This window comes from Paraburkholderia phenazinium, assembly GCF_900100735.1.
Taxonomy (GTDB): domain Bacteria; phylum Pseudomonadota; class Gammaproteobacteria; order Burkholderiales; family Burkholderiaceae; genus Paraburkholderia; species Paraburkholderia phenazinia.
Genome location: NZ_FNCJ01000015.1, coordinates 76,429 through 94,455, shown reverse-complemented (window position 1 = coordinate 94,455; position 18,027 = coordinate 76,429). Strand labels below are relative to the sequence as shown.

The window sequence follows — 18,027 nt, the reverse complement described above, 5'->3', positions numbered from 1 at the left end:
GTGACCGGTTTTTCATGTTTGTGCGGTCTGGTATTTATTCATGCAGGGCTATGATGCCGACACTAAGCCGATTAGGCTCACGTTCTCAATGAATCAATAAGCGAGGAGCCGATGACTGTGTCCGCTCTGGAATTTGGCAAAGTACGGGGAACGGCGATCTCCTCGGACACGCAGAGTACGCCTTCAACGCACCGATCGGGCCAGCGCTGGCATACGACCACCTTTAGATGGCTCTCGGCCTACGCCGCAGTTTTTTCGCTGTGTTTCATGGCCTTGTTGGGTTTTCTCGAGTATTCGGTGGGCGCCGCGATGGAGCGCGAGGCCGACAGTGGGATTCGCTGGCAGATGCGCTATTTCGATTCGAAAAGCGACGATCAGGTGGCGCCCGTGATCGGCCGCCGGCTCGAACGCGAGAACCGGCACTCGAACTACTACGGCCTGTTCGCACCAGATGGACACCGTCTCGCAGGAGACATTGTCGCCATGCCGCCGGGGCTTAAGCTCGACCAGGCGGGTGAATCGCATAGTTCGTCAACCGGTCGCACGCTGGTGCTGGCGCAGAACCCTTCAATGCCCACAGTGCGGGTCATGGGAGAGACGCGCGACAACGGCGTCAAGCTGGTCATTGGCCGCAGCCTCGCCGACGTGCGTCACGTGCGCGAGGAACTGACCAAGGCGCTGATCGGCGGCGGCGTGCTGTGCCTCGTCCTCAGTCTTGCGACCGGCCTGCTGCTCAGCCTGCGCCAGATGCGCCGTGTTACGGCCATGCGGCGCGTTACCACGCGCATCGCCAACGGTGATCTCGCGCAACGCCTGCCGATCGGCGGGCGCGACGAACTGGACATGCTGTGCCACCTCGTCAATCACATGCTCGATGAAGTCGAACGCCTGATGAACGAAGTCAAGGGCGCGTGCGACGGCATTGCGCACGATCTGCGTACGCCGCTGGTACGCTTGCGCCTGCAACTGGCGAATCTCGCCGAACGGGTGCGCACGGGTGGCGATGAGCCGGCTAACGCGTTGCTTGCCAATGCCCGGGTGGAAGCCGATTCGATTCTCGAGCGCTTCGGCGCGATGCTGCGTATTTCGGAAATCGGCGCATTGCAACGGCGTAGTGGCTTCGATGTGGTCTCGCTGCAGACGCTCGTCGAGGAACTCTGTGACCTGTATCAGCCGCTTGCCGAGGAAAAGGTCGTCACGCTGGTGTCGCGCATCGAAGCGTGCCAACCGGTTCATGCGGACCGCGCCTTGCTGTTCGAGGCGTTCAGCAACCTGCTCGACAATGCGATCAAGTTTGCCCCGCATGGCGGCGACGTCAGCGTCGAACTGTACGCAGGGCGTGCAGGGCCGCAACTGGTGATCGCCGACAACGGACCGGGCATTCCCGTGAGCGAGCGCAATGCGGTGCTCAACCGCTTCTATCGCGTCGAACAGACGCGCCACGTGCCGGGCACCGGTCTTGGACTGGGCATTGTCTCGGCTATCGTCCGGCTGCACGACTTCGAGCTGCGCATTGGTGGCGAAGATCGCGGAACCATCATCACAATCGATTGCTGGCCACACAACCTCCAGTAGGTCATACGCTTAGATGAGAATCCTGCTGGTTTCGTCCTCCGAGGCGGAGACGGTTTACCTACATAAGGCATTCAGGGAAAGCGCGCACAGCGTGCATGCCGCGGACAACCTGCGCTATGCGCTCTACCTCGCGGCGCATGAAGAATTCGATGCGATCGTGATTTCCACTGTGGGCGTCAACCTGATGGCCGCGCTGTTCGACGCTTTACCCGAACTGGCCCAGTTGCCACGCGCGCCCGCTGTGATCGTGGCGCTAGCGAGCGGTACCTCGCAGGATCGTGCGCGCGTGCTGCGCGCCGGAGCGGACGCCTGTTTCGTACAACCGTATTCGTTTCTCGAGATGCAGGAGCGCATGCTGGCGTTGCATCGGGCGTCGCTAGCGCGTTCTGCTCAACCGTCTGTCGATGCGCTTTCGCTAAGACTGGATCCGCTCACGCGCGATCTCGTCGAAGACGGCAAACGCGTGTTGATGACCAAGCGCGAGTATCTGCTGATTGAATGTTTGCTGCGTCAGGCGAATGCGCCCGTGGCGAGAGATCAGTTGATCCGTTATGCATGGCCGGACAAGGAGGATGTCGATCCCTCCAGCGTCAACCTGGTGGTGTCGCGCCTGCGGCGCAAGCTGGAAACGCATGGCTTCAGGGCGAGGGTGGAGACGATTAGCCGCTACGGCTATCAGTTGGCCTCGCGTTGAACGACGAGGCCCCGGTTAGCGTTCATGCCCGTCTGCATGCGAGGCGAGTACGAGCGCTAAGCGAGGCGGATTCTGCGCGTTCTGCTTCAATGATGCGCATACAACGTGCTGTCCAGGTACGAGAGCTGACCGTCCCGTTCCGCTCTTACCAGACTGTTGTACACCTGCGTACGGCTTTTGGCGGCGACTGGCTGACCATAGGGCGCGACCCACTGTCCGGCTTGATCGGAAGTCGACGCGGTGGTGAAACTGCTGTTACCCGATGCCGACTGCGGATTGTTCGATCCGGTAGCGGTCTGGGCGAATGCGCTGGTGCTAGCCGCGAGGCTGATGAATGCTGCCAGCATGACGATCTTCATGATGGACTCCTCGATAGTGAAGACAGTTCAGTTGAGGGCGACCCGCGCCGCGGGACGCCGCCGATGGGGGCGAGCAGGCTGGAGATCGATCCGGCAGCCCGCCTCGCGCGACCCTTGAGATGCGACGACGCGTGTTCCGCGAGGCGTTTAAGGATGGGCGTACACGACGCTGTTCAGGTAATTGAGTTGGCCGTCCTTTTCTGCCTGGACGAGTTCGCCGTAGACCTGGGCGCGCGTTTTCGGCGCGATGGCTTGTCCGTACGGCGGCACCCATGAGCCGCCTTGCGGCGCAGCGTTCGACATGGCGACGGTGGTCGCCGTGTCGTTGGCGGTAGCGGCTGTGGCCGGGTTGCTTTGCGCAAAGGCCGTGCTGGTTGCGAGAATGCCAAGCAAAGCTGCGATCTTGATGACTTTCATGATTGCTCCTTCAAGCGGAAGATAGGTTTTGATCCGGGCTGTACCGCTTAACGCGATGCGCGTCTCGGTAAGAGGCAGAATAGAGAGGTAGGCCTATCGCAACGCGAGCATGAAAGTGAAGAGATTTTTAATCAGCTGCAGTGCTTAGCTAAGGATGTAACCCGAGCCCCTGACGGTGCGGATCTGCGGATTTTCCCCGGCTGCGCTGACCTTCTTGCGCAGACGTCCCACATGAACGTCGATCAGATTGGTGCCCGGATCGAAGCGGCAGCCCCACACGCCCTCGAAGATCATCGTGCGCGTGAGCACCTGGCCTGGATGGCGCATCATGTATTCGAGCAGCTTGAGCTCGGTTGGCTGAAGATCCAGCGTCTGGCCGTGATGGCTGGCTTTGCGCTTGAGCAGATCGAACTCGAGTTCGCCTACCTGAAGGCGCGTCTCGGCGTTGAGCGCCGGCGTCTTGCGTCTTAGCAGCACTTCGGCGCGCGCCACCATCTCTTCGCGTGCAAAAGGCTTGGTGAGGTAATCGTCGCCGCCTGCTCTTAAGCCGCGCACCCGTTCGTCGACATTCGACATGGAACTGACCAGCAGCACGGGCGTGTCGATGCCCACGTCGCGCATGGCGGTGAGGATCGTCAAGCCGTCCAGATCGGGAAGCGTCCGGTCCAGCGTGACGAGGTCGTAGGGAAACGCCATGATCCTGGCGATGCCGTCGCGTCCGCAGCGTGCGACGTCGACCTCATAGCCGGATCCGCAGAGCGAACTCAGAATCTCGTGGATCATCAATTCGTCGTCTTCGACAGAGAGAACTTTAGGCATGGCTCTTACGCACTAGGAGGAGGGGCGTGAGTCGAACCGGCATGCATCGCGTTTATCGCGCGCGGCGAACCATCGAGTCGCTCACCTCGCCATCATCGCCGAGCGCTGGTAACCTGGCGTCGCCACGCGGATTAAGTGTTTTTAATGGTTTTGCAACGAAGCGAGGCGGCTGGCATGCACTGGAAAAATCCGGCGTGACGCGACAGGGTGTACGTCACGCCGGGGTCCCAACGGCCGAGGAAAGAAGCACGCTTGAAGGGAGCGGAAACGGTTGATGCGGCTAGCGAGTCGTCAAGCGCGAGCGAGGGGCGCGATGCGCACAGGGCGTCGGCTTGCGAGCAATGCTGGCCGCATGGTGCGTGAGACGGTACAGTGCGAGGTACGAGCGGGCAACATCAGAAGCATGAATTCCCGTTCATTTCGGGCAGCGGTGCATCCACGCGCGGCTCCATTGTTTATTCACTCGGCTCTTCATGCGTTCCAAGTTCATCAAATGGCTTTTCATCGTCTGCTTGCTCGGCAGCGGCACGGTCTATTCGGCGGTGATCCTGCTGCTGTTTCCTTTTGTCGGCCGCTCCGGGCGCTACTGGCTCGCGGCGCAATGGTGTCGTGCAATGGTTGCATGGATGCGCTGGTTGCCCGGCGTCACCTGTTCGGTTGAGGGGCTCGAGCATCTTCCGCCTGGGCCGTCCATCCTGTTGTGCCGTCACGAATCGACCTGGGAGACGCTGGCATTTCTCGCGCTGTTTCCACGGCGCGTCAGTTTCGTGTTCAAGGAAGACCTGCTGCGCATTCCGTTCTTCGGCTGGGTGCTGCGCGGCCTCGATATGGTGAGCCTGAACCGGGGTTCGCCGCGCCAGGCGCATCAGGCGGTCACGCAGGACTGTGCCGAGCGGCTCGCCAAGGGCGATGTCGTGGTGATCTTCCCGGAAGGCACCCGGGTGCCGCACGATGCGCCGCTGCGGCTGACCTCGGGCGGCATTCGGCTCGCCTGCGCGACCGGCGCGCCGGTTGTTCCCGTCGTGCATAACGCGGGCAAGGTCTGGCCGGCGAAGGGGTGGCCGGTCAGCAAGGGGCACATTCGGGTGGTCGTCGGTCCCGAGTTTTCGTCCCGCGACGCTTCGCAGCAGGAGCTGAGCCATGCCGTGCACGACTGGATGAAGGCGGCATTGCAGGAGCTTTGAGCTTGCGCCTGCACGGTGCCGCAAGGCGCGCGTGCTGTGTTACCCGGCTCGGCCCGCTGCGGGGCGTGCCAAAGCCCAGAAAAGCAAATGGCCCGCCGAGGCGGGCCATTTTCAACAGGCGGAACGGTCGTTCCGGCCTATTACAGCGGCGTGATGTTTGCCGCTTGCTTACCCTTCGGGCCTTGCTTCACTTCGAAGCTGACCTTCTGGTTTTCCTGCAGCGATTTGAAGCCGCTTCCCTGGACTTCCGAGAAATGCGCGAACAGATCTTCGCCGCCGCCGTCAGGCGTAATGAAACCAAAACCCTTTGCATCATTGAACCACTTCACAATACCGGTTGCCATTTTTTAATCCATTCAATTTAAATGTCGCGTTCGCGTTTGCCGCGTCTTCGCCCCGCGACCGAACGCGAAGAATGTCTTTGTACCACGCTGATAACAAACCTGCCAATCATCATGTTTTAGGATCAGGCTCTAATTCATGAAATAGTGGTCAAAGTGGCGTTGGGAAAATGTAATGTCCCGGTAGGGTAAACTGCGTCCCACACTCTCCCAGGAAATACATGAAACACTACTTGCAGGAAGAGTTGACGTCGTTCTGGGGCCGTCTGACCCCTTGCCTCGCGCTGCTGGAGTCCGCCCACAGCGGCGTTCTCGAGCCAATTGGGCGCGTCACCGTGGATACGGATGAGCGCCAGGCGTTCGCGCTCCACACCACTGATGTCAAGCCGCAAGGCGACACCTCCGAGATCCCCACCGGGCAAAGCGCCACCTACACGCGTCTGAAGGGCGATGGCGCCGCTTGGGGCCCGTGGCACAGGGAAGCGTACTGACGAGCGGCTCGCGCCGCTGCCGCATGGGCCGCACCGGCCCGGCGCGTCGCGCCAGGATTTGCGACAATGCGGCGCTGGCGCGGCCTCCCCGCTGCGAGATGGCCTAACATGCCCAATGAACTCGCAGCGGCCCGCGCGGCACATTCCCTACTTCACCCCGTTTCAGCGTATGAGCAAGTCCGCCTTCATTCCCAGCGTCCCGGCGCAATCCGAGAGCGATTTCGACGTGACCGCGTCATCGCGCCTTGCCGGCTATCGGCGTTTTTTCGGGGTGTTGCGCGTGGTCCGCACGACCGACGGCAAACTGTTGTTTCCGTTCGACGGTGCGCCCGAGCTCGGACCCTATCCGACCAAAGTCGAGGCGCTCGCCGCCGCGCAGGTATACAGCGAGCATATCGTTGCCGCCGACCTGGCCAATCCGGAGCTATAACAACCGGTTTCTTTGCGGCACACACCGCGAGCGGCGCCGCACTGAACCAGCAACAGCGAGCAGTCACGCCCTTCTCCATGCGGGCGGTGAGGTCTCTCCGGTCCCATGCACGCCGTGAGGTCTTTTCGATCCCATGCAGCATGGTTGCCGCGGTTTACTAGACGACTGGTCTACTTTGCTAGAGAATGGGCGCCACCATGAGACCCAGCCACCCACAAGTCCGCCGCCATATCCTCGATTCCGGCAGGGCATTGATCACCCATCGAGGCTTCGTCGCAGTCGGCCTCAACGAGATTCTCAAGACGGCAGACGTCCCGAAGGGCTCGTTCTATCACTACTTCGGTTCAAAAGAGCAGTATGGGCGTGAGTTGCTGGAGCAATACGTCGCTGACTATGCCGAGCGGCTCGATCAACTGTTCAATGGCAGCGAGGCCAATGCGCGCGACAAGCTCCTGCTCTACTGGAGCGAGTGGCAACGAGAGCAGCTCGAGGCCGACGGCCCGGACAAATGTTTAGTGGTGAAGCTCAGCGCGGAAGTGGCCGACCTCTCCGATGACATGCGCATCGTCCTACGCGACGGCGTGGCACGGCTGATCGCGCGGATCGCCGCGCTGATCGAAGAAGGCGGCAGGGACGGCTCGCTCTCGCCGGCGCTCGACGCGCGCGAGCTTGCACAAACGCTGTATCAGTTGTGGCTCGGCGCAGCTCTCGTCACGAAGCTGCGCAGAGATGGGAGCGCACTTGCGCATGCCATGTCGGTCACCCAGACCATGTTGCGCAGTGCATGACACGGCCGCGCGTTCTGCACGGTCCCTTTGAGCAACAGACCCTCGTTAAAGGAAGATGGACATGAACATCCTGATGGTTCTTACGTCCCACGATCGCCTCGGCAACACCGGCAAGGCGACCGGTTTCTGGCTGGAAGAATTCGCGGCGCCGTACTACACGTTCAAGGATGCGGGCGCCACGCTCACGCTCGCTTCGCCCGCAGGCGGACAGCCGCCGCTCGACCCGAAGAGCGACGCGCCGGATGCACAAACACCGGCCACCGAGCGCTTCAGGGCCGACAAGGACGCACAAGCGGCGCTGGCTCACACGAAGCGGCTCGCTGAAGTACGCGCCGCCGAATACGACGCCGTGTTCTATCCGGGCGGCCATGGCCCGCTGTGGGACCTCGCTGAGAGCGCCGATTCGATTGCGCTGATCCAGGCGTTCGATCAGGCGAACAAGCCGCTCGGGCTAGTCTGCCATGCGCCTGGGGTGCTCCGCCACGTCAAGGCGCAGGACGGCACTCCGCTCGTGAAGGGCAAAGAGGTCACGGGCTTCTCGAATAGCGAGGAAGCGGCGGTGCAGTTGACCGACGTGGTGCCGTTCCTTATCGAAGACGAATTCAAGCGTCTTGGTGGTCACTACACCAAAGGCCCCGACTGGCAACGCCACGTGGTCGTGGATGGCCTGCTGGTGACGGGGCAAAACCCGGCTTCTTCCGAAGGTGCTGCCGAGGCGTTGCTCGGCTTGCTCGAAGAGAAGCGCTAAGGTCTCACGATCATGCTGTTGTCACCCCTCAACCCCTTCCCCACAGAGGTTCAATTTGCGTAGCGCTATTCACACAACGTTCGGCAATCCGTCTGAAGTCCTAACTGTCGGCGAGCGGCCCACGCCGACACCCGGCGCCGGACAGGTGCGCATCAAGGCCACGCTCGCGCCGATTCACAATCACGATTTGTGGACTGTCCGTGGGCACTACGGCTACAAGCCCGCGTTGCCGGCGGTTGCCGGTAGCGAGGTGGCGGGTGTGGTCGATGCGATCGGCGAGGGCGTCGAGCGCGTGCGGGTCGGTCAACGCGTGGTCGTCGCGGGTGTCCACGAGGCCTGGGCCGAGTATGTGCTCGCGCCGGCGGGCGCCGTGGTGCCGCTGCCGGACGCCGTGAGCGATGAAACCGGCTGTCAGCTGGTTGCGATGCCCTTGAGCGCGGTGATGCTGCTGGAGTATCTCCATCTGCAACCGGGCCAGTGGTTCGTGCAGAACACGGCGAACGGGGCCGTAGGCAAGACGCTGGCGATGCTGGCGGCCGCGCGCGGCATCAATGTCGTGAATGTGGTGCGCCGCGATGCGGGCGTGGCAGAGTTGGCCGAGGTGGGAATCGGCAATGCGGTGTCGACAGAAAGCGCGGACTGGAAAGACCGGGTGCGCGCGCTGCACGGCGACGCACCGCTCGCTGCGGCGGTCGACTCTGTAGGCGGTGACGCGAGCGGGGACCTGTTCAGTTTGCTGGGCGAAGGCGGCACGCTGGTCTCATTCGGCTCGATGTCGGGCGAACTGATGCGGTTGAGTTCCGGCGACGCCATCTTCAAGCAGGCTACCGTCAAAGGCTTCTGGGCCAAGAAGGTCTCGGAGGACACCTCGAGTGCCGATAAGGCGCGCATGTTCGGCGACCTGTTGCGTCTCGCCGCCAGCGGCGAGTTGCGCTTGCCGGTTGAAGCCGTGTTCGATCTGAACGACGTCGCGCAGGCCGCCGCTGCCAGCGACAAGCCTGGCCGCAAGGGCAAGGTATTGCTGCGCTTCTGAGTGTTGGGCCGCCGCGTCGCCTCGCGTCTCTCGCGAAGCACGCGGCACCTCGTTGCAATCGTCTGACAATAACAAGCTGCTCTGATTGAGTGCTGCGTCCTCCTACGGAGCGACGCGCACGCTTACGCTTTCTTACCGGCGCGCCACTCGCGATGCGCCCGCACCTCAATTTCCCCACCCCCTTGCCGTTAACTGACTCACGTAGTGGGATTCAGCATGGCTCTCACGACGCATGGCTCCAGTCTCATAACCGACCAGGCATCAAATTGAAACCGTCGTGCGCTCCTAGTTCGGACAGCAAGCGTGATGCGCACAACTTCGCTATCGGCAGCGATAGCTTTGCGCCTCAGAACCAGCTGTTTCTGTCGTATTTCTTCGCGTGGTACAGGCGCCATCAGAGCGTCGACGTCCGCTATGCCGGTGTGGCGATGGCAGCGGGCTTCGGCACGGTCGCGCTGTGCCTGCTGATACCGCAGTGGTTGCGTCTCACGGGTTGCATACCGTCGGTCATGGAGATCACGGTCGCCGGGATCGCAGGGACGCTGCTGGCGACGTTGCTCTATCGCACGCTCGCAAACGAGCGGGCGAAGCAGGCGGCGGCGACCTCGTTGGCTGGTGCGCTGCTGGATGCCAATCGCGAATGCATGAGTTTGATCGGACTCGACGGTCGTCTGTTGCGTATGTCCGAATATGGCGCATGCCTGATCGACGCCGACTCGCCCGCGCAACTCACTGGCGCACAATGGCTCTCATTCTGGAACGACGCAAATAGCGCGGCTGCCGCAACGGCGTTTGCGGGTGCGCTGGCGGGTCATCGCACCGCGTTTCGCGGCCTCTCGCACACGACGGCCGGGCGGCCGAAATGGTGGGACAGCCGGCTTACGCCCATCAAGAACAATGCGGGGCACGTGGTCGCGGTCGTGGGCGCCTCGCACGACGTGACGAACCAGGCCGACCTGCTGGCGGAACTGCAGTCGAAGAACGAGCTGGTGTCGGAGATGGAAGCGCATATGCCGCTCGTGTTCTACACGTATAGCGCCGATTTCAAGTCGTTCCACTACGTCAGCGCGGGCTGCTCGAAGGTGTTCGGTATCGACCCTCATGAGCTGCGGCACAATCCGACCGCATGGCTGGACCTGGTGCTCGAAGAGGATCTGCCCTCGGTGCGTGACGAGATGCACCGGATCGTGAGCCAGTCCGTCGAAGGACGCGTTGAATACCGCATTCGCCGGGCCGATGGCTCGATTCGCTGGCTGCGCAGTACCGGTTATCCGGTGCGCGCTAGCGATGGCACTGTGCTGCGCATCATCGGTACGGCTGAAGACATTACGGGCGAGCAGGAGCGCATCACTACGCTGGACAAGCTGGCCTTCACGGATTCGCTGACCGGCCTCGCTAACCGCGCGGCGCTGTTCCGCGAGATGGAGGAGCGCTGCGCGGCGCGCGCGCCGTTCGGCCTGATGTTCGTGGACCTGGATCGCTTCAAGGTGCTCAACGATACGCTCGGACACGTCGCGGCGGATCGTCTGCTCAAGGGCATTGGCGCCGTCATCAAGGCCGCGTTGCCGCCGGACGCCTATGTCGCGCGGCTTGGTGGCGACGAGTTCGCAGTCCTGATCGGCAGCATCGCCGAGAAGGCGGGACTCGAGTCGTTGGCACAGGCGCTGCTGGCCGAGCTGTCGCGCAGCGGCCGTAACGATGGTGCGGGTACGTTCGTGACGGCGTCGATTGGCATATCGCTGTATCCGGAACACGGCGCGAATCATGAGGCGCTGCTTACGAGCGCGGACGTCGCCATGTACGCCGCCAAGAAGGCGGGCCGCAATTGCTTCATGTTCGCAGGCAAGGAAGCGGCGGAAACCATCGACGACTTCGCGCTGGAGCGCGATGTTCCGGAAGCGCTGGCGTCTAACCAGTTCCTGCTGCACTACCAGACCATTCACGAGCCGCGTACGCTGTCGGTGCACAGCACTGAAGCGCTGATTCGCTGGAAACATCCGCGCCGCGGCCTGATTCCGCCTGGCGTGTTCGTACCGATTCTCGAAGAGACCGGCTTTATCGCCGAGGTCGGCTCATGGGTGCTCGATAACGCGCTGAGTCAGCTAGCGCAGTGGCGGCGTCACGGCGCCTGCAATCTCGGCATGTCAGTGAACGTCTCGGCCCGCCAGCTTCGCGGTGACGGAATCGTTTGGGAGGTCGACCGCGCGCTAAAGAAGTTCGGCGTTCCGCCTGCGCAACTGGAAATCGAGTTGACCGAAACGGCCTTGATGGAGAATCCGGACCGCGCGCAAAAGGTGATTGCGGCACTGAAGTCACTCGGCGTGCGCATTGCCATCGACGATTTCGGCACCGGCTATTCGACACTCAAGTATCTCGCGGACTTCGCCCCTGACACGCTCAAGATCGACCGCTCGTTCACTTCGAAGCTGGTGAGCGACCCGGCCACCCAGAGCATTGTCGAAGGCATCATCGGCCTGTCGCGCAAGCTCGGTATCAAGGTCGTCGCGGAAGGCGTCGAAGAGCAGCAGCAACTGGATATTCTGCGTGGCGTGAAATGTGACTTCGTACAAGGCTTTTTCTTGTGCCGACCGCAGGCGCCGGCTCATCTCGAACGCGTATTGGATTTGCGAGTCGGTGAGGCCGCTTTCAGTATTTAACAATGCTCGCACAATGCGCTGCGCGACCTGTGTCGCGCTCAAATTTACAAGGGCCGTAACCTCGCGTTACCAATCTCGCACACGCGTTTCACCTGTAAATGACAACCGTCCCTAGACTCCCGTCACTGCCTCTATCGCTGAGCGTGCTTAGCCTTATCTTGCGGGAGAGACCAATGCAACGAATGCGTAACCCACTCGTGACCGCCCACCTGGACGGCACGGAGCTATGCGCCGACTACTGCGGGCAAACTGGCCGGCTACGGATTCTCGAGGCCAGCACCGTGCTGCGCGAGTGGTTTCCGCCGAACTCGTGGATTGCCATCGCCTCCGTGGCCGGCGCCCGCAATTGGGGCACGCGGCCGGACTCAGCCGAGTTGCGAGCTTTGCTCGAAAGCCAGGCATCTTTGCTGCGCCGTTAAGCGCTGCTTCATTCCCACACTTTTGCCAAACATGAGTTTTTTGAATGTTTGGCTGCCAAAATAGTCGCTTGTAGACCCTCGCCACGCGGAGAAGAATTCTGCCCATGCACCGGTGGCATGGAGCCCATAGCCGCCGGCAATGCGTTTTTCGCGCTACGCCACCTGGTAAGGACTATGCGACTCGATCGGAATTTCGTTAACGGCCAGTTCATCGAACCCGCAACCGACGAACTCATTTCCGTCTACAACCCCGCTACCGAGGCCTTGATCGCCCAGGTCGCGGGTGCTTCGAAGGACGAGGCGATCGCCGCGGTCAAGGCCGCCGCGGTCGCGCAGAAAGGCTGGCGTAAGCTACCCGCCGCCGAACGCGCGGTGTATCTGCACAAGCTGGCTGCCGCCCTGACCGAATGCGCATCGGCGATTGGCGCCGCGCTGGCGCTGGAGTCCGGCAAGAGTGTGGCCGATGCGACCAACGAAGCCATCTATGCTGGCCAGATCACCCGCTATCACGCGGAGTGGGCGCGCCGTATCGAAGGCGAAGTCATTCCTAGCGACACCCCTGACGAAAACCTGGTCTTGCATCGCGAGCCGATCGGTGTCGTCGCCTGCCTGATTCCGTTCAATTATCCGGTCTATACGTTCATGCGCAAGATTGCACCTGCGCTGATCTCGGGTAACACGGTGGTGGTGCGGCCGAGCAACAACACGCCGACTTCCGCGTTTGAAATTGCCAAGGCGGTCGAACGCGCCGGGTTGCCTGCTGGCGTCGTCAACATTCTGGCCATGAGCCACGCGACGGCTGAAGAAGTCTGCACGCATCCTGCGGTGAGCATGATCACGTTGACGGGCAGCGTTAGCGCGGGCCGCAAGGTGCTCGAGTACTGCAAGGCGAACATCGCCAAGCCGTCGCTTGAACTGGGCGGCAAGACACCCGCGATCATCGAGCCGGACGCCGACCTCGAGAAGGCCGCGCGAGAACTGGTCGCTTCCAAGACTACGCATTGCGGCCAGTTGTGCACGGCGATCGAACGCGTCTACGTGCATGAAAGCGTGCATGACCGTTTCGTGGCGCTGCTCAAATCGCATATGAGCGCTGTGAAATTCGGTGACCGCGCCGGCAACCCCGCACTGATGGGACCGCTCGTGAACGAGGCGTCGCGCCAGTCGATTCACGCCATGGTCGAGCGCGCGGTGGATGCAGGCGCGAAACTCGAGACGGGCGGCGAGCTACCGGGCGGCGAGGGCTTCTTCTATCCGGCCACCTTGCTGACGAACTGTCGCCAGGACATGGAGATCATCCAGGAAGAGACCTTTGGTCCGATCATGCCAGTGGTCAAGTACAGCACGCTCGATGAGGCGCTCGAGATGGCCAACGATCATCAGTTCGGGCTGTCCTCGGTGCTGTACACGGAGAACTATCGTACGGCGATGAAGATCGCCAACAGCATCGAAGCAGGCGAACTGTATGTGAATCGCACGCCGGCTGATCCCTACCAGGGCTTCCATGCTGGCTGGAAGCGCTCGGGGCTCGGCGGCGACGACGGCAAGCACGGCATGCTCGAATTCACGCAGACGCGCCTCGTGGTGATGAAGTACTGAGTCACCGCTCATCCCAACCCGGCGCGACGCTCGCAGCGCGCGCCTTTTCTGAACCCGCAGAGTCGCGCAAGCACGCTGCAACCATAACAAAGATATCGGAGACCCGGCAAAGCTGGCTCAGTCACGCTTCTATAGCCTTGCCTGTCTCTTAGGAGTACATCAGTGTCATCTCAATCTATTCAATCCAGCGCGTCGCGGGCCGTCTCCGACGACGCGGCCGCCTTACGCGAAACCAAAGCACAGCGCTATATTCAACTGCTTCTGCTGGTGATCGCTGCCGGCGCTATTTACCCGATTCTCTATTTGCGGCAGGTGTATCAGCCGACGATGCTGGAAGTGTTTCATATCAGCGACAGCCAGCTCGGTTACCTGTATTCGTCGCTGGGCACGATTTTCCTGCTGAGCTATCTGCCGAGCGGCTGGCTTGCCGACCGTATCGCACCGCGCCTGCTCATCTGCTTCTCGCTGATCGCAACCGGTGTGCTCGGCTTGTGGTATTCGACTGCGCCGTCGTTTCATGTGCTGATGGTTATTTTCGGCGGCTGGGGTCTCTCGACCGGCTTGACCTTCTGGGCCGCGGTGATCAAGCGCGTGTCGATGATTGCCGGACCGGATGAGCAGGGCCGCTTTTTCGGCTTTCTCGACGGCGGCCGTGGCCTGATCGAGGCGATGCTGGCTACCGTGGCGATCACGCTGTTCGCCTGGGTTACGCAGACGCGCGGCGAACCGGTCGCGGCGGGGTTCAAGCTGGTGGTCTATATGTACGCATTCCTGTGCATTGCGCTCGGCCTGGTGCTGGCGCTGGTGAAGGATCCGCAGGGTAGCAAGGACGCTGCGCAAAACGCCGCTTCGCGCAAACGCAGCAATGTACTGGTCGACCTCAAAACGCTCGCTTCGATTCCGGAACTATGGCTCGTAGCCGCAATTGTGTTCTGCGGCTACCAGGTGTTCTGGGCAACCTACAGCTTCTCCGCCTATCTGCACGAAGGCGCAATTGGTCTCTCGGTGGTGATGGCCGGCACGATCACCACGCTCAAGCTGTGGATGCGGCCCATCGGCGGCATCGGCGGCGGCTTTCTCGGCGACCGTTTCTCGAAGATTTCGGTTCTGGTGATATCGCTGTTCCTCGCCGCTCTGTCGCTGCTCGGACTGGTCGCGGCGCCGGGAATCGGCAGCCATGTCGCGCTGGTGTTCCTCGTGCTGTTTATCGGCATTCTGACTTACGCGATTCGCGGCCTGTACTGGTCGTTGCTCGACCGCTGCAATGTGCCGGTCGAAACGATGGGACTGGCGATTGGCTTGATCTCGGTGCTGGGTTATTCGCCGGACGTTTTCCTCCCGCTCATCAACGGCTATCTGACGCAGAACTACCCCGGCGTCTTCGGTTATCAACTCTACTTCGGCTATGTGGCCGCAGTGGCCGCGCTCGGTGGCTGTGCTGCGCTGGCGCTCAGAAACATGCTTAACAGGAAAGAAGGTGCGTAAATGAAAGTCGTCTCGCTCGAAACGCATATTGTCGCTGTACCGCCGCCGCATCTGGGCGGCATGTACTGGATCTTCGTCAAGCTGAAGACGGCTTGCGGCATTGAAGGCGTCGGGGAAATCTATTCGGCGACGTTCCATCCGAACGTGATGACCCACATCATCGACGACGTGTTTAGCCGCTATCTGCTGGACAGAGATCCGCATCACGTCGAACGCCTGTGGCGCGAAGCCTATTCGAGCGGGTTTACGCAGCGTCCCGACCTGACGATGATGGGTGTGGTCAGCGGACTGGAGATGGCGTGCTGGGACATTATCGGCAAGGCCGCGGGCAAGCCGGTTTACGAACTGCTTGGCGGCATGGTCAATGAACGTCTTCGTTCGTATACCTACCTGTACCCGAAGAATAGCCGTGGCGAGTACGACTACGACGATCCTGATCTCGCGGCCGAATGCGCCGTCGAGAACGTCAAGCGCGGTTTTACCGCAGTCAAGTTCGACCCGGCCGGACCGTACACCGCGTACTCCGGTCATCAACTGTCCATGGAAGTGCTCGACCGTTGCGAAATGTTCTGCCGTAGGGTGCGCGAAGCGGTGGGCAGCAAGGCCGACCTGCTGTTCGGCACGCATGGACAAATGGTGCCGTCGTCGGCCATTCGGCTCGCCAGGCGTCTCGAGAAATACGATCCTCTGTGGTTCGAAGAACCCGTGCCGCCCGGCCAGGAAGGTGCAATGGCGCAAGTGGCCAAGCACACCAGCATTCCGATTGCAGCCGGGGAGCGCCTGACCACCAAGTACGAATTCTTCAAGTTGCTGGAAGCGGGTGCTGCATCGATTCTGCAATTGAATGTGGCGCGCGTCGGCGGCCTGCTCGAAGCGAAGAAGGTGGCGAGCATTGCCGAGGTCTATTACGCGCAGATCGCACCGCACCTCTACAACGGTCCGGTGGGCGCCGCGGCAAGCATCCAGTTGGCGGCCTGCACGCCGAACTTCCTGATTCAGGAAAGTATCGGCACGTGGGGCGGCTTCCATGCAGAAGTGCTGAAGACGCCGATCCGCTGGGAAGACGGCTACATCATTCCGTCGCAGGAACCGGGTCTGGGCGTCGAGCTGAACATGGAGGTCGTGCGTCAGCACTCGCCGTACACGGGCGAGCGTCTGCATCTGCAGATGGCCGCGAAACCCGCCGACGTCAAGGATCTCGCGCCGGCCAAGGGTTGAGCTTGAGATTTACTTTCGCATTCACTGAAGCGGACGCCGTCGGGCGAGATACACCATGAACTACGACTACATTATTGTCGGCGCGGGCTCTGCGGGCTGCATCCTTGCCAATCGCCTGACGGCCTCGGGCCAGTATTCCGTACTGCTACTCGAAGCAGGCGGCAAGGACAGCTCGTTCTGGTTCAGGATTCCAGTAGGTTTCACCAAGACGTACTACAACGAAACCTATAACTGGATGTACTACAGCGAGCCCGAAAAGGAACTCGACAACCGGCCGATTTACTGCCCGCGCGGCAAGGTCCAGGGCGGCTCCGGCTCGATCAACGCGATGATCTTCGTGCGCGGCCAGCCGCACGATTTCGACGACTGGGCTGCGGCCGGCAACAAGGGCTGGTCGTTTAAAGACGTGCTGCCGTATTTCCGCAAGCTCGAATCGCATCCGCTCGGCAATACCGAGTATCACGGCGCCGACGGCCCGATCCGCATTTCGCCGATGAAGGACGCCGTGCATCCGATTTGCCACGTGTTCCTCAAAGGCTGCGAACAGGCGGGCTATAAGCGCAGCGACGATTTTAACGGCGCGCAGTTCGAAGGCTCCGGCATTTACGACGTGAACACGCGCAACGGGCAACGCTCGTCGAGCAGCTTCGAGTACCTGCATCCGGTACTGGATCGCAAGAATCTGAGCGTCGAGCGCGACGTGCTGGTGAGCCAGGTGCTGTTCGATGCCGCCAGGCGTGCGACTGGCGTGGTGGTCAAGCAGAACGGCAGCACACGCACCTTCACCGCGAACCGCGAAGTGATCCTGGCGGCGGGCGCGGTGGATACCCCCAAGCTGCTGCAACTGTCCGGTGTCGGCGACAAGGCGCTGCTTGCGCAGCATCGCATTCCGCTAGTGCATGATTTGCCGGCGGTCGGGCAGAATCTGCAGGACCACTTGTGCGTGAGTTTCTACTACCGCGCCAATGTGAAGACCTTGAACGACGAAATGCGGCCGTTGCTCGGCAAGCTCAAGCTGGGCTTGCAGTACCTGTTGACACGCAAGGGGCCGCTGGCGATGAGCGTCAACCAGTCGGGAGGCTTCTTCAAGGGCAACGATGGGCAGACGCAGCCTAACCTGCAGCTCTATTTCAACCCGCTGTCGTATCGCATTCCGAAGAGCAACAAGGCGAATCTCGAACCGGAACCATATTCGGGCTTTCTGCTGGCCTTCAATCCGTGCCGGCCGACGAGCCGCGGTTCGATCGAGATTGCGTCGAACCGGGTGGAGGATCCGGCAAAGATCCGCATCAACGCACTGACGACGGACAAGGACATCGACGAGGTGATCCAGGGATGCGAGCTGGTGCGTAAGGTGATGGCAACGTCCGCGTTGCGGGACATTACGGTCGAAGAGATTTCGCCGGGACCGCAGGTGAATACCCGCGAAGGTTTCCTGCAGTATTTCCGCGAGCAATCGGGTTCGATCTATCACCTGTGCGGATCGTGCGCGATGGGGGCCGATGTGCAGACGTCCGTGGTCGACGAGCGCTTGCGTGTGCATGGCATTGCCGGCTTGCGGGTGGTGGATGCGTCGATTTTTCCGAATATCACCTCCAGCAACATCAATGCACCGACGATGATGGTGGCCGAGAAGGGTGCCGAGATGATTCTCGAGGATGCGCTGGCGCAGGAGGCGGCGGAGCGTGGTCAGGCGGAGTTAGCGGCCACGCATTGAGGGTTAGGTGGTGGAGGAAGAGGGGCCCAGCGTCGCCGAATGCGCCCACGAGA

18 protein-coding genes are annotated in these 18,027 nt (G+C 61.5%); 14 read left to right on the top strand and 4 right to left on the bottom strand.

Features of this window, described 5'->3' with window-relative positions:
• The first annotated feature begins 111 nt into the window (after nucleotides 1-111).
• Entirely contained in the window at nucleotides 112-1,575 is a 1,464-nt protein-coding gene (locus BLQ92_RS27890; protein ID WP_090689283.1) for a sensor histidine kinase, read from the top strand.
• Nucleotides 1,576-1,588: 13 nt separating this feature from the next.
• Nucleotides 1,589-2,269, top strand: a complete 681-nt coding sequence (locus tag BLQ92_RS27885; protein WP_090689280.1) for a response regulator transcription factor — start codon at nucleotides 1,589-1,591, stop codon at nucleotides 2,267-2,269.
• An 86-nt stretch (nucleotides 2,270-2,355) separates the two neighbouring features.
• Here BLQ92_RS27885 and BLQ92_RS27880 read toward each other — a convergent pair whose 3' ends face one another.
• The 3 genes from BLQ92_RS27880 to BLQ92_RS27870 all read right to left on the bottom strand — a co-directional run bounded on the left by BLQ92_RS27880 (nucleotide 2,356) and on the right by BLQ92_RS27870 (nucleotide 3,864).
• Nucleotides 2,356-2,628 carry a hypothetical protein gene (locus BLQ92_RS27880; RefSeq protein ID WP_090689277.1) on the bottom strand — a complete coding sequence of 91 codons (273 nt, stop codon included), beginning with the start codon at nucleotides 2,626-2,628 and terminating at the stop codon, nucleotides 2,356-2,358.
• A 147-nt stretch (nucleotides 2,629-2,775) separates the two neighbouring features.
• On the bottom strand, nucleotides 2,776-3,045 hold the full coding sequence (locus tag BLQ92_RS27875; protein WP_090689273.1) for a DUF4148 domain-containing protein: 270 nt from the start codon (nucleotides 3,043-3,045) through the stop codon (nucleotides 2,776-2,778).
• Nucleotides 3,046-3,189: 144 nt separating this feature from the next.
• Complete coding sequence (locus tag BLQ92_RS27870) at nucleotides 3,190-3,864, bottom strand: response regulator transcription factor (RefSeq protein ID WP_090689270.1); 675 nt, start codon at nucleotides 3,862-3,864, stop codon at nucleotides 3,190-3,192.
• Nucleotides 3,865-4,337: 473 nt separating this feature from the next.
• Between BLQ92_RS27870 and BLQ92_RS27865 the strand changes: the two genes are divergently transcribed.
• Nucleotides 4,338-5,048: a lysophospholipid acyltransferase family protein gene (locus BLQ92_RS27865; protein WP_090689268.1), complete on the top strand. Its 711-nt coding sequence runs from the start codon at nucleotides 4,338-4,340 to the stop codon at nucleotides 5,046-5,048.
• 140 nt (nucleotides 5,049-5,188) lie between these two features.
• Here the strand turns inward: BLQ92_RS27865 and BLQ92_RS27860 are convergent, their stop codons facing one another.
• Nucleotides 5,189-5,392 carry a cold-shock protein gene (locus tag BLQ92_RS27860; protein ID WP_074266313.1) on the bottom strand — a complete coding sequence of 68 codons (204 nt, stop codon included), beginning with the start codon at nucleotides 5,390-5,392 and terminating at the stop codon, nucleotides 5,189-5,191.
• Nucleotides 5,393-5,610: 218 nt separating this feature from the next.
• Here BLQ92_RS27860 and BLQ92_RS27855 point away from each other — a divergent pair, with 218 nt between their 5' ends.
• The 11 genes from BLQ92_RS27855 (at nucleotide 5,611) to BLQ92_RS27805 (ending at nucleotide 17,974) form a co-directional block, all read left to right on the top strand.
• Complete coding sequence (locus BLQ92_RS27855) at nucleotides 5,611-5,880, top strand: hypothetical protein (protein WP_090689265.1); 270 nt, start codon at nucleotides 5,611-5,613, stop codon at nucleotides 5,878-5,880.
• Between the two features lie 169 nt (nucleotides 5,881-6,049).
• Nucleotides 6,050-6,310 carry a DUF6723 family protein gene (locus BLQ92_RS27850; protein WP_090689609.1) on the top strand — a complete coding sequence of 87 codons (261 nt, stop codon included), beginning with the start codon at nucleotides 6,050-6,052 and terminating at the stop codon, nucleotides 6,308-6,310.
• A gap of 197 nt (nucleotides 6,311-6,507) precedes the next feature.
• Nucleotides 6,508-7,098, top strand: a complete 591-nt coding sequence (locus BLQ92_RS27845) for a TetR/AcrR family transcriptional regulator (protein WP_090689605.1) — start codon at nucleotides 6,508-6,510, stop codon at nucleotides 7,096-7,098.
• 61 nt (nucleotides 7,099-7,159) lie between these two features.
• Nucleotides 7,160-7,846 (top strand): type 1 glutamine amidotransferase domain-containing protein, encoded by a 687-nt coding sequence (locus BLQ92_RS27840; RefSeq protein WP_090689262.1) that lies wholly within the window; start codon nucleotides 7,160-7,162, stop codon nucleotides 7,844-7,846.
• Between the two features lie 55 nt (nucleotides 7,847-7,901).
• On the top strand, nucleotides 7,902-8,879 hold the full coding sequence (locus BLQ92_RS27835) for a zinc-binding dehydrogenase (protein WP_090689258.1): 978 nt from the start codon (nucleotides 7,902-7,904) through the stop codon (nucleotides 8,877-8,879).
• Nucleotides 8,880-9,145: 266 nt separating this feature from the next.
• A complete protein-coding gene (locus BLQ92_RS27830) occupies nucleotides 9,146-11,536 on the top strand; it encodes a putative bifunctional diguanylate cyclase/phosphodiesterase (RefSeq protein WP_244106510.1) in 2,391 nt (796 codons plus the stop codon).
• A gap of 173 nt (nucleotides 11,537-11,709) precedes the next feature.
• Nucleotides 11,710-11,955, top strand: a complete 246-nt coding sequence (locus BLQ92_RS27825; RefSeq protein WP_090689255.1) for a hypothetical protein — start codon at nucleotides 11,710-11,712, stop codon at nucleotides 11,953-11,955.
• Between the two features lie 174 nt (nucleotides 11,956-12,129).
• Entirely contained in the window at nucleotides 12,130-13,554 is a 1,425-nt protein-coding gene (aldA, locus tag BLQ92_RS27820) for an aldehyde dehydrogenase (protein ID WP_090689252.1), read from the top strand.
• Nucleotides 13,555-13,716: 162 nt separating this feature from the next.
• A complete protein-coding gene (locus BLQ92_RS27815; protein WP_090689246.1) occupies nucleotides 13,717-15,039 on the top strand; it encodes an MFS transporter in 1,323 nt (440 codons plus the stop codon).
• A complete protein-coding gene (locus BLQ92_RS27810) occupies nucleotides 15,040-16,257 on the top strand; it encodes a mandelate racemase/muconate lactonizing enzyme family protein (protein WP_090689243.1) in 1,218 nt (405 codons plus the stop codon).
• A 55-nt stretch (nucleotides 16,258-16,312) separates the two neighbouring features.
• A complete protein-coding gene (locus BLQ92_RS27805; RefSeq protein WP_090689240.1) occupies nucleotides 16,313-17,974 on the top strand; it encodes a GMC family oxidoreductase in 1,662 nt (553 codons plus the stop codon).
• The last annotated feature ends 53 nt before the right edge of the window (nucleotides 17,975-18,027 follow it).